This is a genomic window from Microterricola viridarii (assembly GCF_900104895.1).
Lineage (GTDB): Bacteria > Actinomycetota > Actinomycetes > Actinomycetales > Microbacteriaceae > Microterricola > Microterricola viridarii.
The window spans coordinates 3611619-3637965 of the sequence record NZ_LT629742.1 but is presented as its reverse complement, the minus strand read 5'-3'; the positions used below and the strand labels follow the sequence as shown (position 1 = coordinate 3637965).

The 26347-nt window shown below is 70.8% G+C and carries 28 protein-coding genes; 15 read left to right on the top strand and 13 right to left on the bottom strand.

From position 1 onward, the window contains the following. Nucleotides 1–4: 4 nt before the first annotated feature. The gene (locus BLT62_RS17785; RefSeq protein ID WP_156786405.1) at nucleotides 5–178 is read left to right on the top strand and encodes a hypothetical protein; all 174 of its coding nucleotides are present in this window, start codon (nucleotides 5–7) and stop codon (nucleotides 176–178) included. Nucleotides 179–233: 55 nt separating this feature from the next. Here BLT62_RS17785 and BLT62_RS17920 read toward each other — a convergent pair whose 3' ends face one another. Both BLT62_RS17920 and BLT62_RS16705 read right to left on the bottom strand, forming a co-directional pair. Beyond that, nucleotides 234–401, bottom strand: coding sequence for a hypothetical protein (locus BLT62_RS17920; RefSeq protein WP_172829739.1), 168 nt, complete (start codon nucleotides 399–401; stop codon nucleotides 234–236). A gap of 2 nt (nucleotides 402–403) precedes the next feature. After that, nucleotides 404–583, bottom strand: coding sequence for a CsbD family protein (locus BLT62_RS16705; RefSeq protein ID WP_083365079.1), 180 nt, complete (start codon nucleotides 581–583; stop codon nucleotides 404–406). Between the two features lie 285 nt (nucleotides 584–868). On the opposite strand from BLT62_RS16705, the gene BLT62_RS16700 reads away from it, so the two are divergent. The 3 genes from BLT62_RS16700 (at nucleotide 869) to BLT62_RS16690 (ending at nucleotide 1990) form a co-directional block, all read left to right on the top strand. Next, nucleotides 869–1201 carry a hypothetical protein gene (locus BLT62_RS16700; protein WP_083365078.1) on the top strand — a complete coding sequence of 111 codons (333 nt, stop codon included), beginning with the start codon at nucleotides 869–871 and terminating at the stop codon, nucleotides 1199–1201. 106 nt (nucleotides 1202–1307) lie between these two features. After that, nucleotides 1308–1676 (top strand): DMT family transporter, encoded by a 369-nt coding sequence (locus BLT62_RS16695; RefSeq protein WP_083365077.1) that lies wholly within the window; start codon nucleotides 1308–1310, stop codon nucleotides 1674–1676. Beyond that, nucleotides 1676–1990, top strand: a complete 315-nt coding sequence (locus BLT62_RS16690; RefSeq protein WP_083365076.1) for a DMT family transporter — start codon at nucleotides 1676–1678, stop codon at nucleotides 1988–1990. Before BLT62_RS16695 ends, BLT62_RS16690 begins: the two co-directional genes overlap by 1 nt. A gap of 226 nt (nucleotides 1991–2216) precedes the next feature. On the opposite strand, the gene ectB is transcribed toward BLT62_RS16690, so the two are convergent. Both ectB and BLT62_RS16680 read right to left on the bottom strand, forming a co-directional pair. After that, nucleotides 2217–3482, bottom strand: coding sequence for a diaminobutyrate--2-oxoglutarate transaminase (ectB, locus tag BLT62_RS16685; RefSeq protein ID WP_083365075.1), 1266 nt, complete (start codon nucleotides 3480–3482; stop codon nucleotides 2217–2219). 185 nt (nucleotides 3483–3667) lie between these two features. Next, a complete protein-coding gene (locus BLT62_RS16680; RefSeq protein ID WP_083365074.1) occupies nucleotides 3668–4225 on the bottom strand; it encodes a TetR/AcrR family transcriptional regulator in 558 nt (185 codons plus the stop codon). A gap of 140 nt (nucleotides 4226–4365) precedes the next feature. Here BLT62_RS16680 and BLT62_RS16675 point away from each other — a divergent pair, with 140 nt between their 5' ends. Next, complete coding sequence (locus BLT62_RS16675; RefSeq protein WP_083365073.1) at nucleotides 4366–5379, top strand: SDR family NAD(P)-dependent oxidoreductase; 1014 nt, start codon at nucleotides 4366–4368, stop codon at nucleotides 5377–5379. A 42-nt stretch (nucleotides 5380–5421) separates the two neighbouring features. Here the strand turns inward: BLT62_RS16675 and BLT62_RS16670 are convergent, their stop codons facing one another. After that, entirely contained in the window at nucleotides 5422–5991 is a 570-nt protein-coding gene (locus BLT62_RS16670) for a GNAT family N-acetyltransferase (protein WP_331710503.1), read from the bottom strand. A gap of 13 nt (nucleotides 5992–6004) precedes the next feature. Then, nucleotides 6005–6649 carry a class I SAM-dependent methyltransferase gene (locus BLT62_RS17915; protein WP_172829738.1) on the bottom strand — a complete coding sequence of 215 codons (645 nt, stop codon included), beginning with the start codon at nucleotides 6647–6649 and terminating at the stop codon, nucleotides 6005–6007. A 162-nt stretch (nucleotides 6650–6811) separates the two neighbouring features. On the opposite strand from BLT62_RS17915, the gene BLT62_RS17910 reads away from it, so the two are divergent. Beyond that, a complete protein-coding gene (locus tag BLT62_RS17910) occupies nucleotides 6812–7099 on the top strand; it encodes a hypothetical protein (protein WP_172829737.1) in 288 nt (95 codons plus the stop codon). Between the two features lie 50 nt (nucleotides 7100–7149). Then, a complete protein-coding gene (locus BLT62_RS16660; RefSeq protein ID WP_083365071.1) occupies nucleotides 7150–7590 on the top strand; it encodes a VOC family protein in 441 nt (146 codons plus the stop codon). Here BLT62_RS16660 and BLT62_RS16655 read toward each other — a convergent pair. Genes BLT62_RS16655 through BLT62_RS16645 form a run of 3 tightly spaced genes read right to left on the bottom strand, consistent with a single transcriptional unit; the run spans nucleotide 7587 to nucleotide 13152 of the window. Continuing rightward, on the bottom strand, nucleotides 7587–8339 hold the full coding sequence (locus BLT62_RS16655) for an EI24 domain-containing protein (protein ID WP_231919273.1): 753 nt from the start codon (nucleotides 8337–8339) through the stop codon (nucleotides 7587–7589). The two genes, BLT62_RS16660 and BLT62_RS16655, sit on opposite strands and share 4 nt — an antisense overlap. 9 nt (nucleotides 8340–8348) lie before the next feature. Continuing rightward, nucleotides 8349–10319 (bottom strand): YhgE/Pip family protein, encoded by a 1971-nt coding sequence (locus tag BLT62_RS16650; RefSeq protein ID WP_083365070.1) that lies wholly within the window; start codon nucleotides 10317–10319, stop codon nucleotides 8349–8351. A 1-nt stretch (nucleotide 10320) separates the two neighbouring features. Further along, on the bottom strand, nucleotides 10321–13152 hold the full coding sequence (locus tag BLT62_RS16645; protein ID WP_083365069.1) for an MMPL family transporter: 2832 nt from the start codon (nucleotides 13150–13152) through the stop codon (nucleotides 10321–10323). A gap of 135 nt (nucleotides 13153–13287) precedes the next feature. Between BLT62_RS16645 and BLT62_RS16640 the strand changes: the two genes are divergently transcribed. Together BLT62_RS16640 and BLT62_RS16635 are read left to right on the top strand one after the other, a co-directional pair. Then, the gene (locus BLT62_RS16640; RefSeq protein ID WP_083365068.1) at nucleotides 13288–13695 is read left to right on the top strand and encodes a pyridoxamine 5'-phosphate oxidase family protein; all 408 of its coding nucleotides are present in this window, start codon (nucleotides 13288–13290) and stop codon (nucleotides 13693–13695) included. 47 nt (nucleotides 13696–13742) lie between these two features. Next, the gene (locus BLT62_RS16635) at nucleotides 13743–14777 is read left to right on the top strand and encodes a GGDEF domain-containing protein (protein WP_083365067.1); all 1035 of its coding nucleotides are present in this window, start codon (nucleotides 13743–13745) and stop codon (nucleotides 14775–14777) included. 33 nt (nucleotides 14778–14810) lie between these two features. Here BLT62_RS16635 and BLT62_RS16630 read toward each other — a convergent pair whose 3' ends face one another. Then, nucleotides 14811–16235, bottom strand: coding sequence for a DUF2252 domain-containing protein (locus tag BLT62_RS16630; RefSeq protein ID WP_083365066.1), 1425 nt, complete (start codon nucleotides 16233–16235; stop codon nucleotides 14811–14813). Nucleotides 16236–16254: 19 nt separating this feature from the next. Then, nucleotides 16255–16635: a PLDc N-terminal domain-containing protein gene (locus BLT62_RS16625; protein WP_083365065.1), complete on the bottom strand. Its 381-nt coding sequence runs from the start codon at nucleotides 16633–16635 to the stop codon at nucleotides 16255–16257. Nucleotides 16636–16837: 202 nt separating this feature from the next. On the opposite strand from BLT62_RS16625, the gene BLT62_RS16620 reads away from it, so the two are divergent. The 3 genes from BLT62_RS16620 to BLT62_RS16610 are packed head-to-tail and all read left to right on the top strand — an operon-like array spanning nucleotide 16838 to nucleotide 20192. Continuing rightward, nucleotides 16838–18496, top strand: coding sequence for an MFS transporter (locus BLT62_RS16620; RefSeq protein WP_083365064.1), 1659 nt, complete (start codon nucleotides 16838–16840; stop codon nucleotides 18494–18496). Then, nucleotides 18493–19053, top strand: a complete 561-nt coding sequence (locus BLT62_RS16615) for a hypothetical protein (RefSeq protein WP_083365063.1) — start codon at nucleotides 18493–18495, stop codon at nucleotides 19051–19053. The genes BLT62_RS16620 and BLT62_RS16615 overlap by 4 nt, the downstream gene beginning before the upstream one ends. 41 nt (nucleotides 19054–19094) lie before the next feature. Further along, nucleotides 19095–20192 (top strand): DUF998 domain-containing protein, encoded by a 1098-nt coding sequence (locus BLT62_RS16610; RefSeq protein WP_083365062.1) that lies wholly within the window; start codon nucleotides 19095–19097, stop codon nucleotides 20190–20192. A gap of 46 nt (nucleotides 20193–20238) precedes the next feature. Here BLT62_RS16610 and BLT62_RS16605 read toward each other — a convergent pair whose 3' ends face one another. Both BLT62_RS16605 and BLT62_RS16600 read right to left on the bottom strand, forming a co-directional pair. Continuing rightward, a complete protein-coding gene (locus BLT62_RS16605) occupies nucleotides 20239–22110 on the bottom strand; it encodes an alkyl/aryl-sulfatase (protein ID WP_083365061.1) in 1872 nt (623 codons plus the stop codon). A gap of 101 nt (nucleotides 22111–22211) precedes the next feature. After that, nucleotides 22212–23117 (bottom strand): DMT family transporter, encoded by a 906-nt coding sequence (locus BLT62_RS16600; protein ID WP_083365060.1) that lies wholly within the window; start codon nucleotides 23115–23117, stop codon nucleotides 22212–22214. A 39-nt stretch (nucleotides 23118–23156) separates the two neighbouring features. Here BLT62_RS16600 and BLT62_RS16595 point away from each other — a divergent pair, with 39 nt between their 5' ends. The 3 genes from BLT62_RS16595 to BLT62_RS16585 all read left to right on the top strand — a co-directional run bounded on the left by BLT62_RS16595 (nucleotide 23157) and on the right by BLT62_RS16585 (nucleotide 26326). Then, complete coding sequence (locus BLT62_RS16595; RefSeq protein ID WP_083365059.1) at nucleotides 23157–23669, top strand: MarR family winged helix-turn-helix transcriptional regulator; 513 nt, start codon at nucleotides 23157–23159, stop codon at nucleotides 23667–23669. Nucleotides 23670–23750: 81 nt separating this feature from the next. Beyond that, a complete protein-coding gene (argG, locus tag BLT62_RS16590) occupies nucleotides 23751–25181 on the top strand; it encodes an argininosuccinate synthase (RefSeq protein ID WP_083365058.1) in 1431 nt (476 codons plus the stop codon). 632 nt (nucleotides 25182–25813) lie between these two features. Next, nucleotides 25814–26326: a Dps family protein gene (locus BLT62_RS16585; protein ID WP_083365057.1), complete on the top strand. Its 513-nt coding sequence runs from the start codon at nucleotides 25814–25816 to the stop codon at nucleotides 26324–26326. The last annotated feature ends 21 nt before the right edge of the window (nucleotides 26327–26347 follow it).

Here is a 26347-nt window from a genome sequence, read left to right as displayed (position 1 = left end):
ATCGATGAGCGATCCACAGGCACCTGACACCAGCGTCAACGATCCGGCCGAGGGCGTTCCCGAGCCACCGGCGGATCCCATGACCAAGCCCAGCGTCGAGCAGCCGGAGGACCCGAAGCCCGACGAGGAGAATAAGGAGTCCATTCGGCTGGACCCCATCGGCGACGACCAACCGTAGGCCGCACACGCAAATACCGCCCCACCGAATGGTGGGGCGGTATTTGTGTGTCTCGCTAGACGTTGGAATTGCGTCCGGAGATCATGCGAATCAACCAAGCGATGATGGCGATAGCCGCCAGCACCAGACCGACCCACAACAGGAAGTTGAGTGACTGGACGAGGCCACCGGTGATCGCGAGGACCACGGCGACAACGATGACGATGATGAGAAGAATATTCATGATTACTTGTCCTCCGTCAGAGCGTCTTTTACGTTCTCGCCGGCCTGCTTCACGTTCGCCTTGGCCTGGTCGATTCGTCCCTCGTTCTTCAGGGAGTCGTTGTTGGTCGCTTTTCCGACGCTTTCTTTGACCTTGCCGACCGCTTCTTCCGCGGCGTTCTTGATCTTGTTGCTCTCGCTCATGACACACTCTTTTCTTCGCTCAAGTTTGGATTTCCTGGGCTTACACGCGGGGCTCGCGCAGGTGTCGCCGCGACCATCTCTCTCGAGACTGTGGAGTTGTCGCGCCCTGCCGGAGCTGCGTGCTCGTATTCAGAATGGCACCGGGGAGCGCCGCGAAGAAGGGGCTTGACAGGCGCGGAGCGAACCCGCTACTTTCCGCGCGTGCGCGCACAGCAGGCCGCCACAGCGGGCCCGCGCAGCGGTGTGACAGCGCTGCCGGGGCAGCGGTGCTGCGACAATGAGAGGGTGAGAATCGAACTGCTGCACATCGAGGGCTGCCCGAACACTGGGCCCGCCGGTTCTCGGCTGCGGGAGGCCGTGGCATCCGCCGGGCTCGACGGCGTCGCCGACGTGTGCCTCCGCCTGCTCGGCAACCGCGACGACGCAGCCGCCGTGTACTTCGCCGGATCGCCAACCTTCCTCGTGGACGGCGCCGACCTCTTCCCCGGTGCCGAGCGCACGAGCGACCTGGCCTGCCGGGTGTACCCGACGGATGCCGGCCTCGCCGGTGCCCCGACGGTCGAGCAACTGCGCGACGCCCTGCTCGCTGCCGCTGCACAGGGTGCCAACGGCCGCTGAAATGTCGGTGTCGCAGCGCACCTGCCCGGCCGCCGCTCACTATCTTTGACTCCATGCCCGGATACCGTGACCAGCTCTGGCGCGCGGCCGCGCCGGGGGCCAGCCGATGACGAAGTGGCTGCTGCTGGCCGGTGCGATCGTCTGCGAGGTGGCGGCATCCCTGTCGCTGCAGGCCGCCATTGATCAGCCGCTCTGGTACATCGTGGTCGTCATCGGCTACGTCACGGCATTCACGCTGCTGTTCGTGCTGCTGAGGAGTGGCGCCGCCATCGGCGTCGTCTACGGCATCTGGGGCGCCTGTGGCGTGGTGTTGACCGCGGCGCTCGCCGCGGTGCTCTTCGGCCAGACGCTGACTCCCTCGATGATCGGCGGCATCGCCCTGGTCGTGGCCGGGGTGCTCTGCGTCGAGATGGGCTCGCAGCGCGCGCACGCCCGCAAGGCGCGGGCCGACGCCCACGCGGCGGCGGGCGCCTGATGGCCTGGCTGTTCCTCGTGATCGCGATCCTCACCGAGGTCGCCGCGACGCTGTCGCTCAAACTGGCCTCCGAGGGCAGAAAGCGCTGGTTCATCCCGGTCGTCGCCGGCTACGCCACGGCGTTCAGCATGCTGGCGCTGGCACTGGGCGAGGGGATGCCGATCGGCGTCGCCTACGGCATCTGGACCGCCTGCGGTGTCGCGCTCACCGCAGTGCTCGGCCGGCTGCTCTTCAAGGACCCGCTCAGCTGGGTGATGGCGCTCGGCGTCGCCCTCATCGCCGGCGGCGTCATCCTGATCGAGTTCGGGCACTGAGTCCGGCCCGCGATGAACGACGGGCCGGACACGGCGGCGTTCGCCGCGCTGGCCGCTCTACTTCACGGTCGGGAGCGCGCTGTACGCGGTGCACTCCGACGGCGCGCAGAGTGTGGCCGAGGCGATGATCGCGCAGACCCGCTAGGCCGGGCTCGCTACACGCACTCACGCGAGAACCCCCGCAGCCGAGGGCTGCGGGGGTTCGTGTGTTGTCGCGTGTGCGTGCCTAGACGGCGAGGACTGCGGCGAGGCTCTCGCGCACGATGGCGAGGCCGGCCAACAGCTCGTCATCCGTGATGGTGAGGGCCGGAAGGAACTTCAGCACCTCGTCGCGGGCGCCGGAGGTCTCGATCACGAGCCCGCGCTCGAAGGCGGCGGCCGAGACGTTGCCGGCCAGCTCTGGGCGCTTCGTCGAGGCGATGCCGTACATCAGGCCGCGGCCGCGCACGGTGAACTCGATCGCGGAGTACTCGGCGGCGATCTTCTCCAGCTCGGCGCGGAGCAGCTCGGACTTGCGGGCGACCTCGTCCATGAACGTCGTGTCAGCCCAGTACGCGTCCAGGGCGGCGCGCGCCGTGATGAAGGCGAGGTTGTTGCCGCGGAACGTGCCGGTGTGGGCGCCCGGCTTCCAGACGTCGACCTCACGGCGCATGAGCACAATCGCCATGGGCAGGCCAGAGGCCGAGATCGACTTGGACACCGTGACGATGTCCGGCACGATGCCGGAGTCCTCGAAGCTGAAGAAGCCGCCGGTGCGGCCGACGCCGGCCTGGATGTCGTCGACGATGAGCAGGATGCCGCGCGCCTCGGTGATGGCGCGTAGGCGCTGCAGCCAGGGCGCGCTGGCGACGTTGATGCCGCCCTCGCCCTGCACGGTCTCCACGATCACGGCGGCGGGCAGGTCGAGGCCGCTGCCGGTGTCGTCGAGCATCTTCTCGAACAGGTCGAGCGTGTCGATGCCCGCGCCGAGGTAGCCGTCGTACGGCAGCCGGGTGACGTTGTCGAGCGAGGCGCCGGCGGCGTCGCGGTACTTCTTGTTGCTGGTGGCGGCGAGGGCGCCGAGGCTCAGGCCGTGGAAGCCGTTGGTGAAGGCGACGACGTTGCTGCGGCCGGTCGCCTGGCGGGCCACCTTGAGGGCGGCCTCGACGGCGTTGGCGCCGGTCGGGCCGGCGAACTGCACCTTGTAGTCGAGGCCGCGGGGCTTCAGGATCCGGGCTTCGAAGGCCTCGAGGAAGGCGCGCTTGGCGCTGGTGGCCATGTCCAGGCCGTGGATGATGCCGTCGCGCTGCAGGTACTCGATGAGCGCCTGGGTGAACAGCGGGTTGTTGTGCCCGTAGTTCAGCACGCCGGCGCCGGCGAAGAAGTCGAGGTAATCGCGGCCGTCGGCCGTGGTGAGTGTCGAGCCTCGTGCCGAATCGAAGACCACGGGGAAGGAGCGGATGTATCCGCGCACCTCCGACTCGATGCGGTCGAAAATCTCGAGGTCGCCCATATCTTCACTTCCTGTGGTTCGGTGTACTGCCTGGGGCGGATGCCGGCGCGAGCACGTTGTGGGTGCGGTGCGCCGCGTCATCCGGTAGAAGATGGCCCCGCAAGATGTGCGTGCGGGGCTGCCCGTCCAGCCTACCGAGTGCAGGCTGGACTTCCGGTGTGGCCGGAGGCCAGCCTGTCGCGCGCTCAGCTGCGGAGGCCGGGGCCGATCAGCACGCGCCACACCCAGCCGGCGGCGGTCTCCACCGAGGGGCGCGGCTCGCGGGCCAGCCAGGTCTCGATCACGGCGATGGCGGAGCCGGCGATGCCCGCCCCGACGACGTCGAGCGGCAGGCCGTCGAAGGCGGTCGAGCCCGAGGCGACGACGCCGTCGCGGGCGGCGATCTCCAGGCGCGAGCGGAGTCGGGCCGCCGCCACCGAGGAGCCGCGCTGGCCGAGCACGAGCCGGTACAGCGCGGCGTTCGTCTCGAAGTGCCGCAGGTAGGCGACGAGGTCGGACGGCGGCTCGAGGGGGAGCGGCCCGTCCAGGGTCGGCACGCTGGCCCCGGCATCCGCCTCGGCCGCGTCGAGGGCGTCGGCCAGCAGGGTGTCCTTGTCGGAGTAGTGCTGGTAGAAGCTGCTGCGGTTGACGCCGGCGCGCTCGACGATCGAGGCGATCGTGATGTCGTCGAGCGGACGCTCCTGGGCGAGCGCGAGCAGGGCCTGCTGCAGGCTCGTGCGGGTGCGCTCGACTCGGATGTCCATCGGTCCAGTGTTGCAGGGTTTAGGCGGTCTCGTGGCTACTTGGCCGACATTTGTCGGAAATCCGACAAGAGTCGGATAAGCTGCCGATGTGGAGCCGAGCTCTGATCACTCCGGTCGGGGCGGTACGAAAGGAAGCGCACATGGCAACGGAATCGACGCCGCTCACCGGCAACAGCACGATCGGCGAATGGCTCGCCCACCCCGAGGGCGGCCCGGCCGTGAAGGGCCTGCTCGCGGCATCCGGCGCGACAGAGGAGTCGCTCGCCCCCGTGCTCGGCCTGCCGCTGCAGCAGCTCGTGGCCCTGAGCCAGGGCCAGATGCCGCAGTCGGTCATCGACGACCTCGTCAAGGCCGTCAACGGGGGAGTGATCCCCGAGAGCGAGGCGGGTGGCTGGCAGGAGAAGATCACCGGCGGCCGGTTCTCTGGCAAGACCGTCGTGGTGACCGGTGCCGCCTCCGGCATCGGCCGGGCGACCGCGAGCCGCATCGCCCGCGAGGGCGGCCGCGTGATCGCCGTCGACATCTCCGCCGAGAAGCTGGACGAGCTCGTCGCCGCGCTGCCCGGCACCGAGATCGTCACCGTCGCCGGCGACATCACGAAGCAGGAGTCGGTCGACGCCATCATCGCCGCCGCCGGGGAGAAGATCGACGGCCTGGCCAACGTGGCCGGCATCAACGACGACTTCTCGCCGCTGCACGAGACCAGCGACGCCATGTGGGATCGCGTGATGGGCGTCAACGTCACGGGTGCGTTCAAGCTCTCGCGCGGCGTGCTGCCCGCGATGGTCGCGGCCGGCTCCGGCTCAATCGTCAACGTGGCCAGCGAGGCCGGCCTCCGCGGTAACGCCTCCGGCAACGCCTACACGACCTCCAAGCACGCCGTCATCGGCATGACCCGCAGCGCGGCATTCCAGTACGGCCCGCACGGCATCCGTGTGAACGCCGTCGCGCCGGGCGGCGTGGCGACCGGCATCCCGTTCCCCGCGAACGTCTCCGAGGCAGGCAGCGCACGCCTGCAGCCGTTCCAGTCGATGATCCCGTCGCTGGCCACGGCCGAGCAGCTGGCCGCCTCGATCACCTTCCTGCTCAGCGACGACGGCGTGAACATCAACGGTGCCACGCTGCCCTCCGACGGCGGCTGGTCGGTTCAGTAACACCCGCCGGGACGGGGCGGATGCCACGGCATCCGCCCCGACTCAGCGCAGCGGCAGCCGCATCAGCACACGCGGGAAGCCGTTGAGCACCGAGCCGGTGTCTGCGGCCTTCACGAATCCGGCCCGCTCGAACAGCGCCCGCGTGCCGACGTAGGCCATCGTCAGGTCGACCTTCCGGCCGCCGTTCTCGACCGGGTACCCCTCGATCGCCGGCGCCCCGTTCGCCCGTGCGAACTCGACGGCTCCGGCGAGCAACGCATGCGAGATCCCGTTGCCGCGGTGCCCCGGCCGCACTCGGACGCACCAGACCGACCAGACCGCCAGCTCGTCGACGTGCGGAATGGTGCGGGTACGGGCGAAGCCGGTGTCGGCGCGCGGGTGCACGGCCGCCCAGCCGACCACCTCCTCGCCGTCATAGGCGAGCACGCCGGGCGGCACGTCCTCCGCGCAGAGCTCGCGCACCCGCTCGCCGCGGGCCGGCCCCCGCAGAACCACGTTCTCCTTCGACGGGATGCGGTAGCTCAGACACCAGCAGACGTTCGCGTCGGCGCGCCGGAGGCCGAGCACGGCTGCGACGTCGTCGAACACGGCTGCCGGCCGCACCTCGATCACGGCCGCACCTGGCTCACGGTCGGGTGCCCTCCGCCGGCGCATGCCCGTCGAAGAGCACGACCGGCACCGGCCCGAACGGGGCAGAGCGCACGCGGATCCGGCGGCTGTCATCGGCGACGAATCCGGCGGCGGCGAGCAGCTGTGCGGTGTCCCTGTCCCAATGGCAGCCGTGGCAGAACCGGGCGGAGAACGGGGTGGCGACCCGCTGCACCGCGCGCTTCAGCGTGCCGGGCGGGGCGACGACGTGGTCGATGAACACCACCCGCCCGCCGGGCACGAGCACGCGCCGCACCTCGGCCAGGGCGGCGGCCGGGTCGTCCACCGAGCAGAGCACGTAGCTGCCGAACACCGCGTCGAGGGAGCCGTCGGGCAGCGGGATCGCCTCGCAGCGCGCGTCCAACGGCGCAGCGCCGTGCCCCCACTCCTTGGCGCGGGTGGCAAGCTCGCCGCGTCGTGCGGCATCCGGCTCGAGGCCCGCCCAGACGACATCCGGGTGCAGCGCGCCGAAGTTCTCGCCAGAGCCGGCCCCGACCTCGAGCACCCGGCCGCGCAGCCGCGCCACGAAGTCGCGCTCGAGATCGTCCAGATCGTCGTCGCTGATCGGCTGGGCCAGCGCGTCGCCGGCCGGACCGCCCGCGGCGCCCGCACCGCCGCTCATCGCCACTCTCGCTCCACGCCCCCAGCGTCTCACCGCCCGGCCCGACTGGCAACCCGCGGCGATGCCGCACGAGCAAGAGAGGTGGGGCGGGGGATTGCGCGCGCGCCCGCGCGGGAGGATTCTGGAACGACGACGCACTCCGAGCCAGGAAAGGGGCGGGCCATGTCGAAGGACAAGCCGCAGAAACACCAGAAGCTTGAGCACAAGGGCCGGGAATACACCGTCCAGAAGATCGAGTCCGGCCATTGGCAGATCACGGATGACGCCGGCGTCGTCTACGGCTCGATCGAGATGATCGCCCGCCACGGCGCCGACGAGGACCCGGTCTACAACGGCTACGAACCCGGGCAGGAGCATCTCTCGCACTTCGGCTCGGACTGGATCGGCATCACCCGCACCCTGCTCAACGAGTTCGAGGCCGCACACCCGCGCACCATCACGCACTACTAGCAGGCGCCGGAGCGTCGGCGTAGCATGACGCCCACGAGCAAGGAGGAGCAATGGCGAACCTCGTCGTGCACTTTGAGATCCACGCATCGGAGCCCCAGCGGCTCATCGACTTCTACTCGAGCCTGTTCGGCTGGACATTCACCAGGTTCGGCGAGATGGAGTACTGGTCGATCTCGACCGGCGAGGGGTCGATCGGGATGGACAGGTCGCCGGGCCTGGGCATCAACGGCGGCATGACCAAGCGGATGGGCGCGGGGCCCGAAGTCGGCGCGCCCGTGAACGGCTGCGACTTCGTCGTCGGTGTTGACGACATCGACGCCCTGTTCGCGAAGGGGATCGCACTCGGCGCGATCGAGGCGCTGCCGCTCGACGACATGCCGGGAATCGGCCGTGTTGGCTACCTGCTCGACCCCGACCACAACGTGTTCGGCATGATCTCACCTGTGCTCTCCGACGGCACCGACGTCACCATCCCGATGGGCCCCAGCTAGGGAGTGTTGCGCCCGGCCGGGCGGGCGGCGTCCAGCGCCCTGCCGGCCAAGAAGGTGGAGCCGGCAACGGCCGCCGGCATCGTGAAGACGGCCCCCAGCGGAACCATGAACAGCAGCTGGGTGGCCACGCCGAAGCCGAGCAGCTCCCAGCGGATGCCGCGGCGGAGCGCGCGTTGCCCGGCACCCGGGATGCCGCGCGCCTCGAAGGCCCGCGAGCTCAACTCGACGGCGAGCAGCCGGCCGGAGAGCACGATGCCGAGCGTCGGCGCGAGCGCAGCACCGAGCAGCGGGACGAAGCCGGCGAGCACCACGAGCAGGGCGGTGAGAACGCCCATGCCGAGGAGGGCGAGCGAGCTGCGCACGGCCCGCCAGAATCCGGCGCCGGCCTCGGGCACCTCGCCCAGTTCTTGCTCGGCCGCGCGCCAGATGCGCTCGTAGAACGGGTCGCCGACGGCGAGGGTGAGCGCCGTGAAGGTGACGGCGGCCAGGACGATCGCGCCACCGAGCAGCACGGCCCCGAGCGCGGAGGCGATGATCGTCGGCCAGGGCTCCGGCCAGGCGTCGTCGAAGGGAGTCAGCCACACCACGAGTGACGGCAGGTTGGCGCCGAGGGCGATGAGCGCGGCGAGCATCAGCGCGAACACGATCGCGGCCGGCACCAGCCCGAGCAGCATGACGCCCGGGCGGCGGCGCCAGAACCCGAATCCGCGCAGCAACAGGCCGACGCCGGAGAAGAAGTCGCTGAGCACGGGCCCAGCCTATGCGGAGCGCTCTGCGCCCTCGCCCTCGCCGGGCGCCGAATCCGCCGCGGCCCCGCTGCTGATGCTGTCGCCGTCGCCGGCAGTGCGCCGCCGCACGGCCACGCCGGCGTAGACGAGCGCCGCCCCGAGCAGCGCCCAGAGCAGCAGGCCGAGGAGCCCGGCCAGGGCCGAGCCCGCATCCCGGGTGAGGGCGGCCAGCAGCAGCTGGAGCGCCGGGGCCGTCGGCAGTGCCCCGGCGATGCCGGCGATCGCGGGGGGAACGGTGCCGCTCAGCCCGGCCGCCAACGCCACCACCGCCACCGCGGCGGCCAGCAGCCGTCCCACCGCGCCGAACGCCGCAGCGAGCCCCTGGTTGAGCACGGCGAAGACGGCGCCAATGGCCAGACAGGCGCCGGCGAAGCTGAGCCACTGCAGCGGGCTGGCGGCGACGGCGGTGAGCACGACGACGCCCACGACGACGCCCTGCGCGGCGCCGAACGCCGCCGTCAGCCCGAGCGAGCGCAGCGCGATCCCGGTGGTCGGTGCCGCGGTGAGCAGCAGGCGCGTCGGCACTGCCCGGCGGGCGATGGCCAGCACGAGGCCGCCCAGCCAGAGGGCGACCACCGCGAACAAGGGCACGGACTGGAACCCGGTCGGCAGCGCCGCCTGCTCGACGAGCACCGGGGCCGAGACCACGGCGGAGAGGGTGCTGATGTCGCTGTCGGAGTACGTCGGAATCTGGGCGACCGCCTGCTGCAGCCCGCTGGAGAGCTGCGCTGCCCCAGAGTCCACCTGCGCCGCCCCGGCCGCTACGCTCTGCGCGCCGACGGAGAGCGAGGCGGCGCCGTCGCTCAGCTGCGCCGCCCCGTCGGCCAGCTGCTCGGCGCCGCTGGCGGAGGAGTCGATGCCGTCGACGAGCGGGCCCATGCCGGCGGCCAGCTGGGCGTTGCCGGATGCCACCTGATCGGCGCCGCCGGCGAGCTGCGCCGCACCCTGGTTCGCGCTCTGCAACCGGGTGAGGGCGGCCGTTGCCCGGTCGCAGAGCACGCCGGGGGTCAGGCAGAGTTGGGCGACGGTGGCGGTGAACTGGCTGGTGGCATCCACCACCGCCGCGCTCAGCGCGTCGGCGGCCGCGGCGACCTGGGCGGCGCCGGCTGCAAGCTGGGCGGTCTGCCCGGGCAGCGGCTGCGCCGCGCTGTCCAGTTCGGACAGGCCGTCTGCGAGGGCGGCCGCGCCCGTGTCGAGCGAGCTGGCACCCGCATTCAGCTGCCCGGCGCCGCTCGCGAGCGACTGCGCCCCGCTGTCGAGTGAGCTGGCCCCGGAGGCGAGGCTGTCCGCGCCGGACGAGGCCTGCCCGATCTGCTGGTTCAACGTGTTGAACCCGGCGTACACATTGTCGAGGTACTGCTCGATGAGTTGCTGGTTGAGCGAGGCGGCCGCCGTCCGGGTGATTGCCTGGGTCAGCGCCGGGTCGAGGAACGCCGTCGCGGGGGTCGTCTGAACCTGGAGCGCGGCCTGCGTCGCCGCCGAGGCGGGGCCTCCGATCGACATCGCGGTAGCCGAGAAGGAGGACGGGATGGTGACGACCGCCGCATAGCGGCCGGAGCGGAGGCCGGCCGCGGCCTCGTCGCCGTTCGTGAGCACCCAGCTGAAGTTGTTCGGCGCGGCGCCCGCCTGGGGGACTGTGTCGGTGCCCCCGTCGGTGCCCGCGGCCTGGCCGGCGATCAGCCCGGCGGAGAACTGCCGGCCGAGCGGCACCGTGTTGCCGTTCACGGTGACCGGCTCGTCGTTGTTGACGATCGCCGCGGTCACCCGGTCCAGGTGCGTGGTCGGGGCGGCCAGCGCCCAGCTCAACACGCCTCCGATGAGCAGCGGCACGAGGAGCAGGCCGATCAGGGTGAGCCGGCCGATGCGCTCAGAGCCGGATGTCGCGGCGAGCCGGGATGGCGCGGTGGCCCCGGTGCGCGGGCGGGAGTCGCGCGCGGCCATGTCAGCCCACCAACTCGGGGGCGGTGGGCGGCGACGGCACGGCCGGCGGCGCTGCGGCGAGCCGCGCCACCTGCAGTGCGGTCCCCTCTGGCAGCATCAGACCGGCCCGCGTGCCGGCGCCCTCCGCCAGCACGATGCTGGGAAGCGGCCGGCCGTGGCGGGCGGCCCCCCACAGGCGTTCGGTCAGCAGCTGCCGAATCTGCTCCCGCGTGGCGGCCGCGAGCAAGGTGTCTGCGACGTCGATCATCACGAGTGCGGGGTCGCCGTGCAGGGCATCGCGGATCACGTCGACCGCGTCGGCAGAGCGATCCAGCCGCACATAGGCCGTGCAGGCGCGCGCGGCGGCGGCCCGGGTGGGCTGCACAAAACCGCACACCTTCAGGCGCCCGGCGAGCACCGGGGCCCGCCCGCCGAGCGCCAGCAGCAGGGCGCTCCGCTCCGCGGGAGTTCCGCCCTCGACGAGCAGCGCCCCGCCCGCGGCGAGCCGCGCGTCGAAGCCCGTTCCGGCTGGCGGCGTCTCGGCCGTGCGCACGCCCTCCGCGGCGATGGCGAGCCGGTCGCCCGGCGCTGGCCAGTCGGCGAGCGCGAACTCGGCCGCCAGCCCCTCGCCCTCAATGTCGAAGCTGGGCAGGGCGCGGTCCAGCCAGGCCGGGAACCACCAGGCGCGGTGGCCGAACAGCACGAGAACGGCGGGGATGAGCGTCATCCGCACCAGGAAGGCGTCAATCGCGACGCCGACCGCGAGGCCGAATGCGATGGGTTGGATGTTGGCCTCGCCCTCCGGCACGAACGCGGCGAAGACGGCGAACATGATGATCGCGGCGGCGGTGACGACCCGGGCCGAGGCGACGAAGCCACCGTGCACGGCCCCGCCCGGGTCGTGGCTCTGCACGTATTCCTCCCGCATCCGGCTCACCAGGAAAACCTCGTAGTCCATGGCGAGGCCGAACAGGACGCCCATCACGATGATCGGCATGAAGCTGATCACCGAGCCCAGCCCGGCCACGTTCAGCGGCTCGGCGAGGAAGCCGTCGATGAAGACGAGCGCGGTGAGCCCGAACGCGGCGCCGATGGAGAGGGCGTAGCCGAGCGCGGCCGTGACGGGGACGACGATCGAGCGGAACACCATGGCCAGCAGCACGAGCGAGAGGCCGACGACGAGCAGGCCGAACGGCAGCAGGGCGCCGGCCAGGCGGGCGGAGATGTCGATGCCCGCTGCGGTGTACCCGGTGACGGAGAGGGAGACGCCGTACTCCTGCTCGAACTGCGCGTGCATCGAGCGCAGCGTGGCGACCAGCTCGGCCGTCGCCTCCGAGTCGGGGGCGCCGTCCGGGATCACCTGCACGATGCCCGTGTCGCCCGCCTCGTTGGGGGTCGACAGCGGCACGGATGCCACCCCGGGCACGGCCGCGATCTCGGCGCCCAGATTGTCCATCAGCCCGACGGGGTCGGTGCTCTGGATGACGGAGCCGGTGACGATCAGCGGGCCGTTGAAGCCCGGCCCGAAGTGTTCGGCCACGAGGTCGTAGGTCACGCGGCCCGGTGTGCCCTCGTCCAGCGAGCCGGCGTCGGGCAGCGCCAGCCGCAGCGAGAGGGCCGGCACCGCGGCGAGGCCGAGCAGCACCACAACGGCGACCACGGTGACGAGGGGCCAGCGGGTGACCGCGCGCGCCCACGCCGGGAAGAAGCGGCCGGGCCGCTCCGCCGCGTCGGCCGGAACGTCTGTAGGAACCTCGGCCGGAACGTCGGCAGGCGCGTCGGCAGTCGCTTCACCGGGCGCCTCGGGCGCCGCGACCGCGGGCCGGTACCGTTTGGCGACGACGCGCCACCTCGCGAAGCCGAGCAGCGCCGGCGTCAGGGTGACTGAGATCAGCACCGCGATCGCGACGGCCAGCGCGGCGGCGACGCCCATGATGCTGAGGAACGGGATGCCGGCGACGGCCAGCCCGAGCAGCGCGATGATCACGGTGATCGCCGCGAACACCACGGCCGAGCCCGAGGTGGCGACGGCGCGCGCCGCCGACTCCTCCGGCTCGAGGCCATGGCGCAGCTGGTCCTGGTGCCGGGAGATGATGAACAGGGCGTAGTCGATGCCGACGGCCAGGCCCAGCATGAGGGCGAGCAGCGGCGTCGTCGACGTGATCGTGAGCACGCTCGTCGCGGCGAGCACGATGGCCAGGGACGCACCGACCCCGAGCAGCGCGGTGATGAGCGGCAGGCCGGCCGCCACGAGCGATCCGAAGGTCAGGAACAGCACCACGAAGGCGACGGCGATGCCGAGCAGCTCGGTGATGCTGATGCCGGCCGGGCTCTGCGCGAACAGCTGGCCGCCGACGGCGACCTCGGAGCCGGGCGGCAGCGCCGCCTGCAGGGCGACGCCCGCCGCCTGCAGCGCGTCGGCCGTCGTCGGCAGCACGGCGGTCGTCGCCACGGAGAGCTGGATCGGCACGATCACCGCCGAGGAGTCGGCGCTGATGTTCGCCGTCGACGACGAGCCGTAGGGCACGGTGGCCGAGGACACCTGCGGGAGCGCGGCGATCGCGGCCGCGGCGTCTGTGACGGCCGCCTCGAACCCGGCATCGGTGACGCTGCCGCCGTCCGGTGCGACCGCGATGAGCTGGGCGGAGCTGCCGCTCACCTGGGGGAAGGTGCGGGCGAGCGCGTCGAGGGCTTCCTGCGATTCGGTGCCCGGGATGCTGTAGGTGTTGTCGGTGCCCTGGCCGAGCAGCCCGGCCCCGGCGAACAGCACCGCCAGCGCCACCAGCCAGAGCACGAGCACCCTCCGGCGCATGCGGAACGCCCAACGGCCAAGGGCGTAGAGGGCAGCAGACATGGCGACCGTTTCGGGTAGCAGTCTCGGGGGATTCTCCGGCGGGCTGGTGTCGGACAGGCTACAACTGCTCCGGGCCTCCGGCAAGGGATGCGGCCGGCGGCCGGGCACCCTCCTCCGCTGGGCAACAATGGATGCATGACGACTCAGCTGAATGACACCGCACTGCACTTCGTGGGCGAGCGCCACATGGGGATCCTCTCGACGCTCGACCGGCGCGGCGGCATCCACTCGGTGCCCGTCGGCTTCACGCTGGAGGGCGGCGTTGTGCGCATCATCACCTCGGATGCCACGCAGAAGGTGCGCAACATCGAGCGCGGCGAGACGGCCACCGTCGCGCAGGTGCACGAGGGGCGATGGATCTCGTTCGCCGGCCCGGCCACCATCAATCGCGATGCGGATGCCGTCGCCCACGCGGTCGAGCTCTACGCCGGCCGCTACCGCCAGCCGCGGGTGAACCCGATCCGCGTCGTCATCGAAATCGCCGCCGCGCGCGTCCTGGGTTCAGCCGACCTGTTCGAGACCCGCGAGCATTCCGCGGCCTGACGGCGCGCTGCCCCACGAGGCCGCTCGAACATGGCCAGAATGGAGCGATGGACACTGTTCTTGACCAACTCTCCCGGACGGTCACCGCTGCGAAGACGCTCGAGGACCTGGCCCGGCCGATGCTCGAGATGCTCGAGGTGGCCACCGGTCTCGAGTCGACCTACCTGACCACGGTCGATCTGGAGGCGGGGGTGCAGAGCATCCTGTTCGCCCGCAACGTCCGCGAGATGCAGATCCCGGAGGGGCTCAGCGTCCCGTGGGCAGACACACTCTGCAAGCGGGCGCTGGACGAGGACAGCTTCTACACCTCGGACGTGCCCACGCGGTGGGGCGACTCCGAGGCCGCCGCGGCGCTCAACATCCACACCTATGTGAGCACGCCGATCGTGACGGAGAGCGGCGGTCTCTATGGAACGCTCTGCGCCGCGAGCGCGATCTCGCAGCCGCTACAGGCGCACTCGCAGACGATGTTGGAGCTGTTCGCGAAGATGCTCGCCCAGCAGGTCGAGCGGGAGCTGCTGTTCCAGCGACTGCAGCAGGCCAACAGCGAGCTGGCCTCGCACGCGTCGACGGACGCGCTCACCGGCCTGCCCAATCGGCGGCAGCTGCTCGACGAGCTGCGCCGCATGCTCGCCCGCGGCTCCCGCGATGAGCGGGACGTGATCGTCGCCTTCATCGACCTCGACGGGTTCAAGGCCGTCAACGACGCCTACGGCCACGATGTCGGCGACGAGTTCCTCTCCAACGTCGCACGCCAGCTCGGCTCTGCCCTGCGGGAGGGCGACCTGCTGGCCCGGCTCGGCGGCGACGAGTTCGTCGTGATCGGGGCCGGACCGGCGTCCGGCGATGCGCAGGCCGCAGCGGATGCCGCTGAGGCGCTCCGCACGCGCCTGGCCGACTGCACGACGGCGCGCATCGAGCTGGGCATCGGCCCCGTCGATTTTGCGGGGGCCAGCGTCGGCGTTGTCGTCGTCGACCCGCTCAGCACAACCGCCGAGGCCGCCCTGCGGCAGGCGGACGAGGCGATGTACGCCCTCAAGCGCTCGCGCCGGGCTCAGCGCCTTACCCTGCCAGAGCCCTAGCCCAGCCAGCGAGCAGACCCAGCCCGTGACCAGCTAGACGCCGGAGACGGCGTGCAGCCGCCCGGATGCCACCGCCTCCTCGAACGCGGCGAAGTCGCGCTCGTTCTGCTCGGCGTAGCGAGCGGCGAAGTCGGCGATCGCCTTGTCGAACACATCGGCAGAGCCCAGATACGCGGCGATGGCGACCCGGTCGCCGGCGCGGGCGTGCGCCCGGGCCAGCGTCTCCCCGCAGAGGCGGGCGTAGAGCAGGGCGCCCGTCGCATCCATGTTCTCGACATCCGCCGAGCCTTTCCAGTCGTGCAGCTGGCGCACGTAGAAGTCGCGCTCAGTGCCGTCGAATCCGGGCACCCGCTGCCAGCCGAGGAAGATGTCGCTGGCGCTCTGCATGATGCGCTGGCCGCGCACGACCCGCTCGCCGTGGTGGGAGTACTCGCTGGCGGGCAGGAAACGCTCCAGCACCGAGGCCTGCGCCTCCTTCGCCTGCAACAGCAGAGGGTCGCCGTCGTCGCGCCCACGCAACAGCAGAATCCAGGCCCGCGTGCCGACACTGCCGACGCCGACGACCTTGCGGGCCATGTGCAGGTACTCGAACTCGCGCAGCGGGTGGTTCTGGTGGGCGAGCGTGCCCTGGTACTCGGCGAGCACCGCCTGCATCTGCTCCACCTCGTCCGCGTGGCTCCGCCCCGCCGGGGCGAGGTCATCGACCGGCACGATCAGTGGGGGAGCCGGCAGGATGCGCAGCTCGCCGTCGACGACCCCGACGAGCTTCGCGAACACGCTCAGGCTGTCGCGAGTCAGCGCCTTGGTGAGCACCGCCGTGGTCCGTTTCACCTGCCTGCTGCCCGCCCGGTCCTCCTCCTGCTCGTGCTTCAGCCAGCGCAGCGCGTCGTCGGCGCTCAGCCGGTCATACCAGGACCGCAACACCGGCGAGGCTGCGGCCTTCCGCATCCGCTCGCGGTACGCCCGCACCAGGGCCAGCACGGTGTCCCGCCTCTCGGCGCCACTGAAGCCGCGGTGCCGGCCGGCGACCTCGAAGCTCGCCGCGAGGCGCTTGACGTCCCACTCCCACGGGCCGGGCAGTGTCTCGTCGAAGTCGTTCATGTCGAAGATCAGGGTGCGCTCCGGGGTGCCGAAGACACCGAAATTCGACAGATGCGCGTCGCCGCAGAGCTGCACGATGATGCCGGAATCCGGCGAGCCGGCCAGGTCGGAGGCCATGATCAGCGCCGCCCCGCGGTAGAAGGTGAACGGCGAGACCGCCATGCGCCCGTAGCGGATGGGCACCAGCTCCGGCGCCCTGTTGAGCGCCTGCTCCTCGAGCAGCGCGACTGGGTCTGGCCGGCCGGCGCCGGGTGCCCAGTCGGCGTGCGCGGAGCGCGGCGTGCGGCGCCGGGCCTCCCGACCGGCCTCCTGCCGGCGCTGGAAGGCCGGGGAGAGTGTGCCGCCGTTCTCTGTCATCGTCAGACCTCGCCCGCGCTCAGTACCCGCCCATGGCCTTCGCCTTGAGCGCGTCGAACTCACCCGGCGTGATCGTGCCGGCATCCATCAGTTCCTTCGCCTGGGCGATGTCGGCCGCTGGGGTGCGAGAGGGCTCCGGCTTGGAGTAGTCCTCTGCCACGGGCGCGTCGGCGTAGCGGGCGCGGGCGGAGCGCTCGTTCATCGACGCACCCCGGGTGATCAGGTAGATGAGGGCGGTGACGAACGGCACGAAGATCAGGCAGATGATCCAGAGTGCCTTCCACCACCCGTTCAACTCGTGGTCGCGGAACAGGTCGGCGAGGACCCAGAACAGCAGCACCAGGTAGCAGACGAAAACCCAGGTCCAGAAGAAGAATCCGACGATTCCCCAGAAGTCCATATCCGTGGCCTTTCTCTCGAGGCACACCCGCTCGGCCGCGCCGGTGCCAGACACTATAGGCCCGTGCGATTGTGCCGCGCCTCCCTCAAACTCCATGAGAAATCAGGCCCGGGTCGGGAGTATTGCGCTGCCTCGCACCGAGGTCGATACTGAGCTTGCGGCATCCGGACCTGCCCGCGCCGCGTGAGGGAGCCGCACGCGCATGAAGAAATGGACCGTCGTTCTCATCCTCGGCAGCGCACAGTTCGTGATGGTGCTGGACGGCACGGTGATGAACGTGTCGATCTCCACGGTCGTCGCCGACCTGGACACCACCGTCACGGCCATGCAGGCGGCGATCACCTTCTACACGCTGACGATGGCCGCCGTCATGCTGCTGGGCGCGAAGCTCGGCGACGTCTGGGGGCGCCGGCGTGCCTTCGTGATCGGCTCGATCGTCTACGCGATCGGCTCGCTGACGACCGCGCTCAGCCCCAACATCGCGACGCTCTTCATCGGCTGGTCGATCATCGAGGGCCTCGGCGCGGTGCTCGTGATCCCGGCCATCGCCGCGCTCATCGCCGACAACTACACCGGCTCAGACCGGATCACCGCCTATGCGACGATCGGCGCCGTCTCGGGCGCCGCCGTGGCCGCCGGCCCGCTCATCGGCGGGTTTGTGACGACCTACTTCAGCTGGCGCTACGTGTTCGTCGCCGAGGTCGTGATCATGGCCATCGTCGTGCTGTTCTCCCGACGGGTCACCGATTCGACGCCGCCGCGGAAGGTGCACATCGACGCGCTGAGCGTTCTGCTCTCGGCATTCGGCCTGATCGGCGTCGTGTTCGGCATGCTGCAGAGCAAGACCTGGGGCTGGGTGACGCCGCTGCACTCGCCGGTGATCGGCGGCGTGGAGATCGCGCCGCTCGGCATCTCGCTCACCGCGTGGTTCATCCTCGCCGGCGCCGTGCTTCTCTACTACTTCGTGCGCAGGCAGAAGATGCTCGTCGCGCAGGGGCTGCCCCCGCTCGTGCACGTGGACATGTTCAGCATCGTCCGGCTGCGGAGCGGCCTGAGCGTGCTCGGCGCGCAGTACGCGATCACCGCCGGGCTCTTCTTCATGGTTCCCGTCTACCTGCAGATGACGCTGGGGCTGGATGCGTTGCAGACCGGCATCAAGATCTTCCCGCTGTCGATCGCGCTGATCTTGTTCTCGATCATCGGCACCCGGCTCTCTGCCCGCTGGTCGCCGCGGCGGATCGTGCGCTGGGGGCAGGCGATCCTGGTTGTGAGCGCTTTCGTTCTGCTGGGCTCGCTCGACATCGACCTGAAGAGCTGGGTGTTCGCGATCGGCATGTTCTCGGCCGGCGCCGGCCTTGGACTGCTCGCCTCCCAGCTCGGAAACGTGAACATGTCGGCCGTCAGCGGCAGCGAGTCCAGTGAGGTCGGCGGGCTGCAGGGCGTGTTCCAGAACCTCGGCTCCTCGCTCGGCACCGCCCTGATCGGCTCGGTGCTGATCGGGGCGCTCGCCACCTCGTTCGCCTCCGGCGTCGCCGACAGCACGCTGCCGGCCGATGTGCGCACCACGGTCACCGAGCTCACCGAGGGCGGCGTCGCCATCGTCCCCGCCTCGAGCGTCGCGGGCATCGCCGAGAATGCCGGGCTCAGCCCGGCCGACGCCGACACCCTGACCTCGATCTACAGCGAGTCGCAGATCGGCTCGCTGCGCACCTCCTTCTTCGCCCTCATCGCCATTGCCGCCTTCTCGCTGCTGTTTGCCCGCGGCATCCCGAATGAGGTGGCCGGGGAGCCCCGGGGCGGGCGGGAGAAGCCGGCCCGGCCCGCGCGGCCCCCGCGACGCGCACGGGGCGGCGGCGCATGAGCGCCGAACCGCCCGGCCCGGCCAACGGCCCAGAGAGCGACGCCGCGGCGCGGGAGGCCGCGGGCACGGTGCTGGTGCGCGTGCGCTCCGGGCTCATCACCGAGGAGTCGGTCTACGGAATCGTGCTCGTCAGTGGCATGATCGTCGTCGCCGGCGGCTACGGGGCGACGTCGTGGGAGACGTTCCTCGGCGTGATCGGCACGGTGGTCGTCTTCTGGGCCGCGCACGTCTACGCCGGGACGGTCGCGGGCCACGGGGTGCTCGAGGGGGATGAGACAACCCTGGCCGGGGCATTCCACCGCGCCGTCGGCCGCTCGCTCGGATTCCTGCTGGCGGCGCTGCTGCCCTGCTTTGTGCTGCTGCTCGGCGCGCTCAAGGCGATCGACGACTCGGTCGCGATGTGGACAGCACTCTGGCTCGGCGTCGTCGTGCTCGGCGTGCTCGGGTTCAGCGCGTTCACCGTGCGCGGCAGCTCCTGGCCCGTCCGCATCGCCGGGGCGCTCGGCACCGCGGCGTTCGGGTTCGCCATGATCGCGCTCAAGGCCATCATCCACTAGCCCCGCCGGCGTGCCGACGGCATTTCATCGAGGAGGACGACATGACCCAGTCGACATCGATCGTGCGCGTGTTCCGGCATCCGGCGGAGAGCAGGGAGTCGGTGGAATCCGTCGCGCTCATGGTGGGCGGAGCCGGCTTCGTGCTCGGCGCGCTCATCGCGACCCTGTTCTTCTGGGGCGGCGCCGTGCCGATCGCCGGCCCCGGCTCACTCGGCCAGCTGGTGGCGGTCTGTTCCGCGATCGTCGCGCTCGCCGTGGTGGTGTGGGCGCGGATGCTGGTGCGCCCGCGCCGCGCCGTGGCGGAGTCCGAACCGCGCTTGCGCTGGTTCGACACCGCCGCGATCGCGCTGACCTACGCCATGATCGCGCTGCTCGGCTGGGTCGGCGTTGCCGCGGTTCTGGCCGAGAGCTTCGTCGATGCCGTCGTCTTCCCCTTCTCCGCCGCGCTGCTGGCCGGTGTCGGGGTGGCCCTGACCGCCTACGTGGTCTTCCTCTCGGCGGTGCACCTCACCCCCATCCATCTCTCACTCGTTCTGGCGCTGTTCCTCGTGGTGGGGATGCTGACCAGCATGCTGAGCGCCGCCGACCCGCACTGGTGGCAGAAGAACTTGAGCTCGCTCGGCATGACGGACGACCTCTCGGCGCGCGCGTTCAACCTCACCCTGATCATCGCCGGTGCCCTCGTGACGACGATCGCGAACTTCGCGACCGCGTCGCTGCCCGCCGGCACGGACGAGGAGCGCCGCCACCGCCGTTTCGTGCGCGTGGCCCTCATGCTGATTGGGGTCCTGCTGGCCTGCGTCGGCATCTTCCCCGTGGATGAGTCCCTGCAGCTGCACAACCTCTCGGCGACCGGGATGGCCATCGTCTACGTCACTCTCGTGCTGCGGCTGCGCACGCTGATCCCGGGCACGCCTCGGGTGTTCCTGCTCGTCGGCTACGTCTTCGTCGGCGTGATCGTGCTGCTCGCCGTGCTCTTCATCACGGGCTACTACAACCTCACCGCCGTTGAGCTGGTGCTGGCGGTGCTCGTGTTCAGCTGGCTCATCGTGTTCATGCGCAACCAGGGGCTGACCCCGCAGCAGCCGCCCCCGGCCGGCGCGGCCAGCGCGGCACCCTCGACGACGGGCGTCGTCTGACGGCGTCCGTCGTCGTGGGCGGTGCGGCGCAGGGGTCGCGGCCGGGCTAGGGCACGACGATGTTGAACGCCGGGTCGCCAGAATCCAGCACGCCCAGCAGCGCAGGGAGCACCGAGGCGTCGCCGCTCAGCTCCAGGCCGGGGGAGTCGAGGTCGCCGGCCAGCACCGCGATCATCCGCTGCTTGCTCAGGGCGAGCGCGGCCGGCGCCGCCTGATCCGGCTCGATCTTCCGGTTGATCAGCACGCCGTTGCGCAGGGTGAGCGCGTAGGTGGCGTCCAGGTCGGTGAACGTCACGTCGAGGCGCAGGTCGAGGTGCCACGCCTTCGGCCCGTCCACCGAGATCGCCAGGGCGTCGAAGATCTGCTCCGGGCTGAGCTGGGCGATGAGTGCGGGAGCCGAGGTGACTGTCGGGGTGCCGAAGTTGCCCTCCCGCAGCTCGGTCGCGCCGGAGAGGAAGAAGTTGCGCCAGGTGCCGTTCTCCGCGCCGTAGCCCAGCTGCTCGAGGGTGTCTGCGTACAGTGCGCGGGCGGCGGCGTGGCCGGCATCCGTGAACACGGCATGGTCGAGCAGGGTGGCCGCCCACCGGAAGTCGCCCTCGTCGAACGCCGTCTGCGCGAGTTCGACGACGCGGTCGATGCCGCCCAGCGCGGCCACATAGCGCACCGCCTCGGCCTCGGGCGGGTGCGGCCAGAGCCGCGCCGGGTTGCCGTCGAACCAGCCCATGTAGCGCTGGTAGATGGCCTTGACGTTGTGGTTGATCGAGCCGTAGTAGCCGCGGGCGCTCCAGGCCGTCTCCAGTGCGGGCGGCAGGGGGAACTCCTCTGCGATCTCCGCGCCCGTCAGGCCCCGGTTCAGCAGGCGCAGGGTCTGGTCGTGCAGGTAGGCGTAGAGGTCGCGCTGGGTGGAGAGGAACTCGACCACGTTGTCGGTGCCCCACGTCGGCCAGTGGTGAGAGCTGAAGGCGACGTCGCTGCGCGAGCCGAAGGTGTCGATGGCCTCGGTGAGGTAGTGCGACCAGACATTGGGATCGCGCACCAGCGCCCCGCGCAGGGTGAGCAGGTTGTGCAGGGTGTGGGTGGCGTTCTCCGCCATGCACAGCGCTCGGAAGGCCGGGAAGTAGAAGTGCATCTCGGTGGGCGCCTCGGTGCCCGGCGCCATCTGGAACTCGATCTGCAAGCCGTCAACGGTGTGCGTCTCGCCGGTGGCCCGCACCTCGAGGGTCGGCACGATCAGCCCCACCTCGCCGCTGGAGGTCGTCTGGCCGAGCCCCGCGCCGATGGCGCCGGCCGGCCCGCGCTCCAGCACGGCCCCGTACATGTACCCGGCGCGCCTGGCCATGGCCGTGCCGGCGTAGACGTTCTCCGCGACGGCGTGCTCGACCAGTCCCTCCGGGGCGATCACCTGCACGCGGCCGGCGTCGACATCGGCCTGGGTGGTCACGCCGAAGACCCCGCCGAAGTGGTCGACGTGGCTGTGCGTGTAAATGACGGCGCTGACCGGGCGCTCGCCGCGGTTGGCCCGATAGAGGGCGAGGGCGGCGGCTGCCGTCTCCGTCGAGATCAGCGGGTCGATCACGATCACGCCGCGCTCGCCCTCGACGATGGTCATGTTGGAGAGGTCGAGGCCGCGCACCTGGTAGATGCCGGGCACCACCTCGAACAGGCCCTGCTTGGACGTCAACCGCGACTGCCGCCACAGGCTCGGGTTCGCCGTGGCCGGCGCCTCGCCGGTCAGGAAGGAGTAGCTGTCGCCATCCCAGACCACCCGGCCGTCTGCGTCGTGCACGACCCCCGGGTCCAGGGCTGCGATGAATCCCCGGTCGGCGGCGTCGAAGTCGCGGGTGTCCGAGAACGGCAGGCTTTCCCTGAGCTGCGCGTTCGCCTGTTCGATCGTTGCGGTGACTGCCCGATGTTCCATGGTGTGCCCTCCCTCGAAGTAAGCGGCGCCCGCCACAGAACGAGGGGCGTCGCGGGAACTCGAGCGAAGGTGCGGCTGGAGCTCCGCAAATCCCTCGCAGTCTAGGGGCGCGCGCGTTCGCCGAACAAGGGTGCGCGGGGCGGGGCAGCGTGCTGCCTGGTCGCCCCGGCGCGCTGGCCGAGCACGATTCCGGTGAGGGTGATCAGGATGCCGAGCACCTGCTGCGGGCTGAACACCTCGCCGGCCAGCGCCACACCCAGCAGCACGCCGGTGACCGGGTTGAGCAGCCCGATGAGCCCGACCGTGCCCGCGCCGAGGTGCGCCAGCCCGGTGAACCAGACCACGTAGGCGAGCGCGGTCGCGATCAGCGACACGTAGCCGAATCCGAGCAGGGCCGTGCCGTCGAGCACGGGCGGCGCCCCCTCCACGAGCAGCGCGAGCGGAACGAGGGTGAGCCCGCCGGCGAGGAGCTGCCAGGAGGTGAGCGAGAGCACGTCGACGCCGGCGCCCCAGCGCTTGGTGAGGACGAAGCCGAGGGAGGAGAGCGCCATGGCGCTCAGCGAGGCAAGAACGCCGGCCAGGTTGATCGTCGTCGCGCCGGTGAAGAGCATGGTGCAGACACCGATGATGCCGAGCCCGGCACCGATCAGCGGCATCCGCTGCGGCCGTTCGGCGATCAACGGCCAGGCGAGCAGCATCATCATGAGCGGACCGGTGGCCATGATCGTCGCGGCGATGCTCGTGGGCAGCAGCTGTGCGGCGACGTAGACGAGAGCGAAGAAGGCGCCCATGTTGAGGGTGCCGAGCACGAGCGACTTCCACCACCAGGAGCCGCGGGGCAGGCGGCGGCGGAGTGCGAGCAACACCAGCCCGGCGGGGAGTGCCCGGATCGCCGCGCCCCAGAGCGGGGAGTCGGCGGGCAAGAACTGGTGGGTGACGTAGTACGTCGTGCCCCACGCGATCGGTGCGATTGCGGTGAGGAGCACGAAGCGCCATTTAGCTTCCATGGAAGCTATAATAGCTGCCAGGGAAGATAATATGGCGGTATGGAAGCAGATTCCCCGGAGAGGCTCGACCGCGTCGCGCAGATTCAGCAGGAGTGGCGCCGGGAGCGGCCGGAGCTGGACCCCTCGCCGATGGGGGTGATCGGCCGTATCCATCGGCTGGGCGCGTACCTGAGTGAAGAGATCGTTGCTGTGTACAAGCGGCACGGCCTCGGCGAGGGGGAGTTCGACGTGCTCGCGGCGCTGCGCCGGGCCGGTGCCCCCTTCGAACGGGCGCCGGGGGAGCTGGCACAGCACACCATGGTCACCACCGGGGCGATGAGCAAACGGATCGACCGGCTCGAGGAGCGTGGGCTCGTCAGCCGCCGGGTGAGCGCGGTCGACGGTCGGGCGCGGGTCATTGCCCTCACCGAGGCCGGGCGCGAGCTCCTCGACCGCGCGGTCACCGAGCACCTGGCGAACGAGCGGCGGCTGCTGGATGTGCTGAGCCCGGAGGACGTGGCGGCGCTCGACGCGGTGCTCACGCGCTGGGCGCTCGCCGTCGAGAACGGCTGAGCGGCGGCATCCGCCGGGCAGCGCCCCGCCCGCAGCTGGCCCGGGTCTTTCTCGCGGCCGGTCTGGAATAAGCTTGAGGGCATGTCTAAGGTGCTCAGCTCTCTTCCTGTCGGCGAACGCGTCGGCATCGCCTTCTCCGGCGGCCTCGATACCTCCGTCGCCGTCGCCTGGATGCGTGAGAAGGGCGCGGTGCCCTGCACCTACACCGCCGACATCGGCCAGCCGGACGAGCCCGACATCGAGGCCGTTCCCGGTCGTGCCCTCGAGTACGGCGCCGAGATCGCCCGCATCGTCGACGCCAAGTCGGCCCTCGTCGAGGAGGGCCTCGTCGCCCTGGCCTGCGGCGCGTTCCACATTCGCTCCGGCGGCAAGACCTACTTCAACACCACGCCGCTCGGCCGCGCCGTCACCGGCACCATGCTGGTGCGCGCCATGAAGGAGGACGGCGTCGACATCTGGGGCGACGGCTCCACCTACAAGGGCAACGACATCGAGCGCTTCTACCGCTACGGCCTGCTCGCCAACCCGCGCCTGCGCATCTACAAGCCCTGGCTCGACAGCTCCTTCGTGCAGGAGCTCGGCGGCCGCACCGAGATGAGCGAGTGGCTCGTCGCGCGCGGCTACCCGTACCGCGACTCGGCCGAGAAGGCCTACTCCACCGACGCCAACATCTGGGGCGCCACCCACGAGGCCAAGCTGCTCGAGGAGCTCTCCAGCGGCATCGAGCTGGTCACCCCGATCATGGGCGTCGCCGCCTGGCGCGATGACGTCGAGGTCGCCACCGAGGTCGTCTCCGTGCGCTTCGAGGCCGGCCGCCCCGTCGCCATCAACGGCGTCGAGTTCGCCGACCCCGTCGCCCTCGTGCTCGAGGCGAACAAGATCGGTGGCCGCCACGGCCTCGGCATGTCCGACCAGATCGAGAACCGCATCATCGAGGCGAAGAGCCGCGGCATCTACGAGGCCCCGGGCATGGCGCTGCTGCACATCACCTACGAGCGCCTGCTGAACGCCATCCACAACGAGGACACGGTCGCCAACTACCACAACGAGGGCCGCCGTCTCGGCCGCCTGATGTACGAGGGCCGCTGGCTCGACCCGCAGTCGCTCATGGTGCGCGAGTCCATCCAGAAGTGGGTCGGCTCGGCCGTCACCGGCGAGGTCACCGTCAAGCTGCGCCGCGGCGACGACTGGACGATCCTCGACACCACCGGACCGCACCTCAGCTACCACCCGGACAAGCTCTCCATGGAGCGCGTCGGCGACTCGGCCTTCGGCCCGGACGACCGCATCGGCCAGCTGACCATGCGCAACCTCGACATCGCCGACTCCCGTTCGCGCCTCGAGCAGTACGCGGCAGCCGGCATCATCGGCGGCGCGACCGCAGAGCTGGTCGGCCAGCTCGAGTCCGGTGCGGCGAACGAGATCCTCGAGGGTTCCAGCGACTCGGATGCCGAGAGCGACGCCGTCGACCGCGCCTCCGAGGGTGCTGCCTTCGACTCCGGCACCGACTAGTCGCTTCAGAGACACCGCCTGTGAGGGGCCGGCTCCGTTGGGAGCCGGCCCCTCCTGCGTTTCCGGGCGGGACTCTTCCACCCCGTCGGGAGGCCGTTTCGGCGGATCCGCTCAGGGCTTCGGGGGCTGCGCTGCTCCTTCGTCGCGGCGCGGCCCCCTCCAGCCGACGTGCGGAGGGGGCCGCCACCACCGTTGGTCGAGTAGGCGCGCCAGCGCCGTATCGAGACCCGGCGACCCGACAGTGCCAACCGGCCCTCGCTCTCCTCCGCCCGTCCCCACGTCGGCTGAGCGCCCTTCCCCACGTCGGCTGAGCAGGAACGAGCGAAGCCCCGGAGCCAACCCGCGACGATCACCCCGCGCCGGCCTCCGATGGCGCCGGCAGGCTCAACCAGCGGGAAAGCGCCGCCGGATCCGCCAAGCGCTTTCCCCGAAGCTCCGCCGTTCTGACCGTCGAACCACTGCGCCTGAGACCCCCGCCCACGACCCCGCGGCTGGGCGCGCGGTCCGAGTATCTCCGACGGCCCTGTGCAGGCGAGGCGTGCGGGGTTAGCCTCGAAGAAGCGCACCGGTCGGGTACTGCCCCCACGAGCAGCGCACTCTCCGGCCGGGCGGCAACCGAGAGGAAGCACGCCATGACCGACACTTTGGAGCGCGGGACGCGGAAGAGCTCGCGCACGCAGACGGAAACCGAGGTTTTCACCGCGTCGAAGAAGCTCAGCGATGCCCTGCAGCAGGTGCTCGTCGAACTGCTCGAGCTGCAGCTGCAAGGCAAGCAAGCCCACTGGAACGTCATCGGGCACAACTTCCGCGACCTGCACCTGCAACTCGACGAGATCATCAAGGCGGCCCGCGGCTTCTCCGATGTCGTGGCCGAGCGGATGCGCGCCCTGCACGCCGTGCCGGACGGGCGCAGCGACACGATCGCGGCGACGACGACGATGCCGGCCTACCCGGCGGGGGAGACCGACACCGCCGAGACCGTCGACCTGATCACGGCGCGGCTGCACACGGTGGCCGGCACGGCCCGTGCCGTGCACGACGTGGTGGATGCCGCCGACCCGACGAGCGCCGACATCCTGCACGCCATCATCGAGAAGATCGAGCAGTACGCCTGGATGGTCGGCGCCGAGAACCGCACCCCCTAGCCCGCGACCCCGTCACCGGTA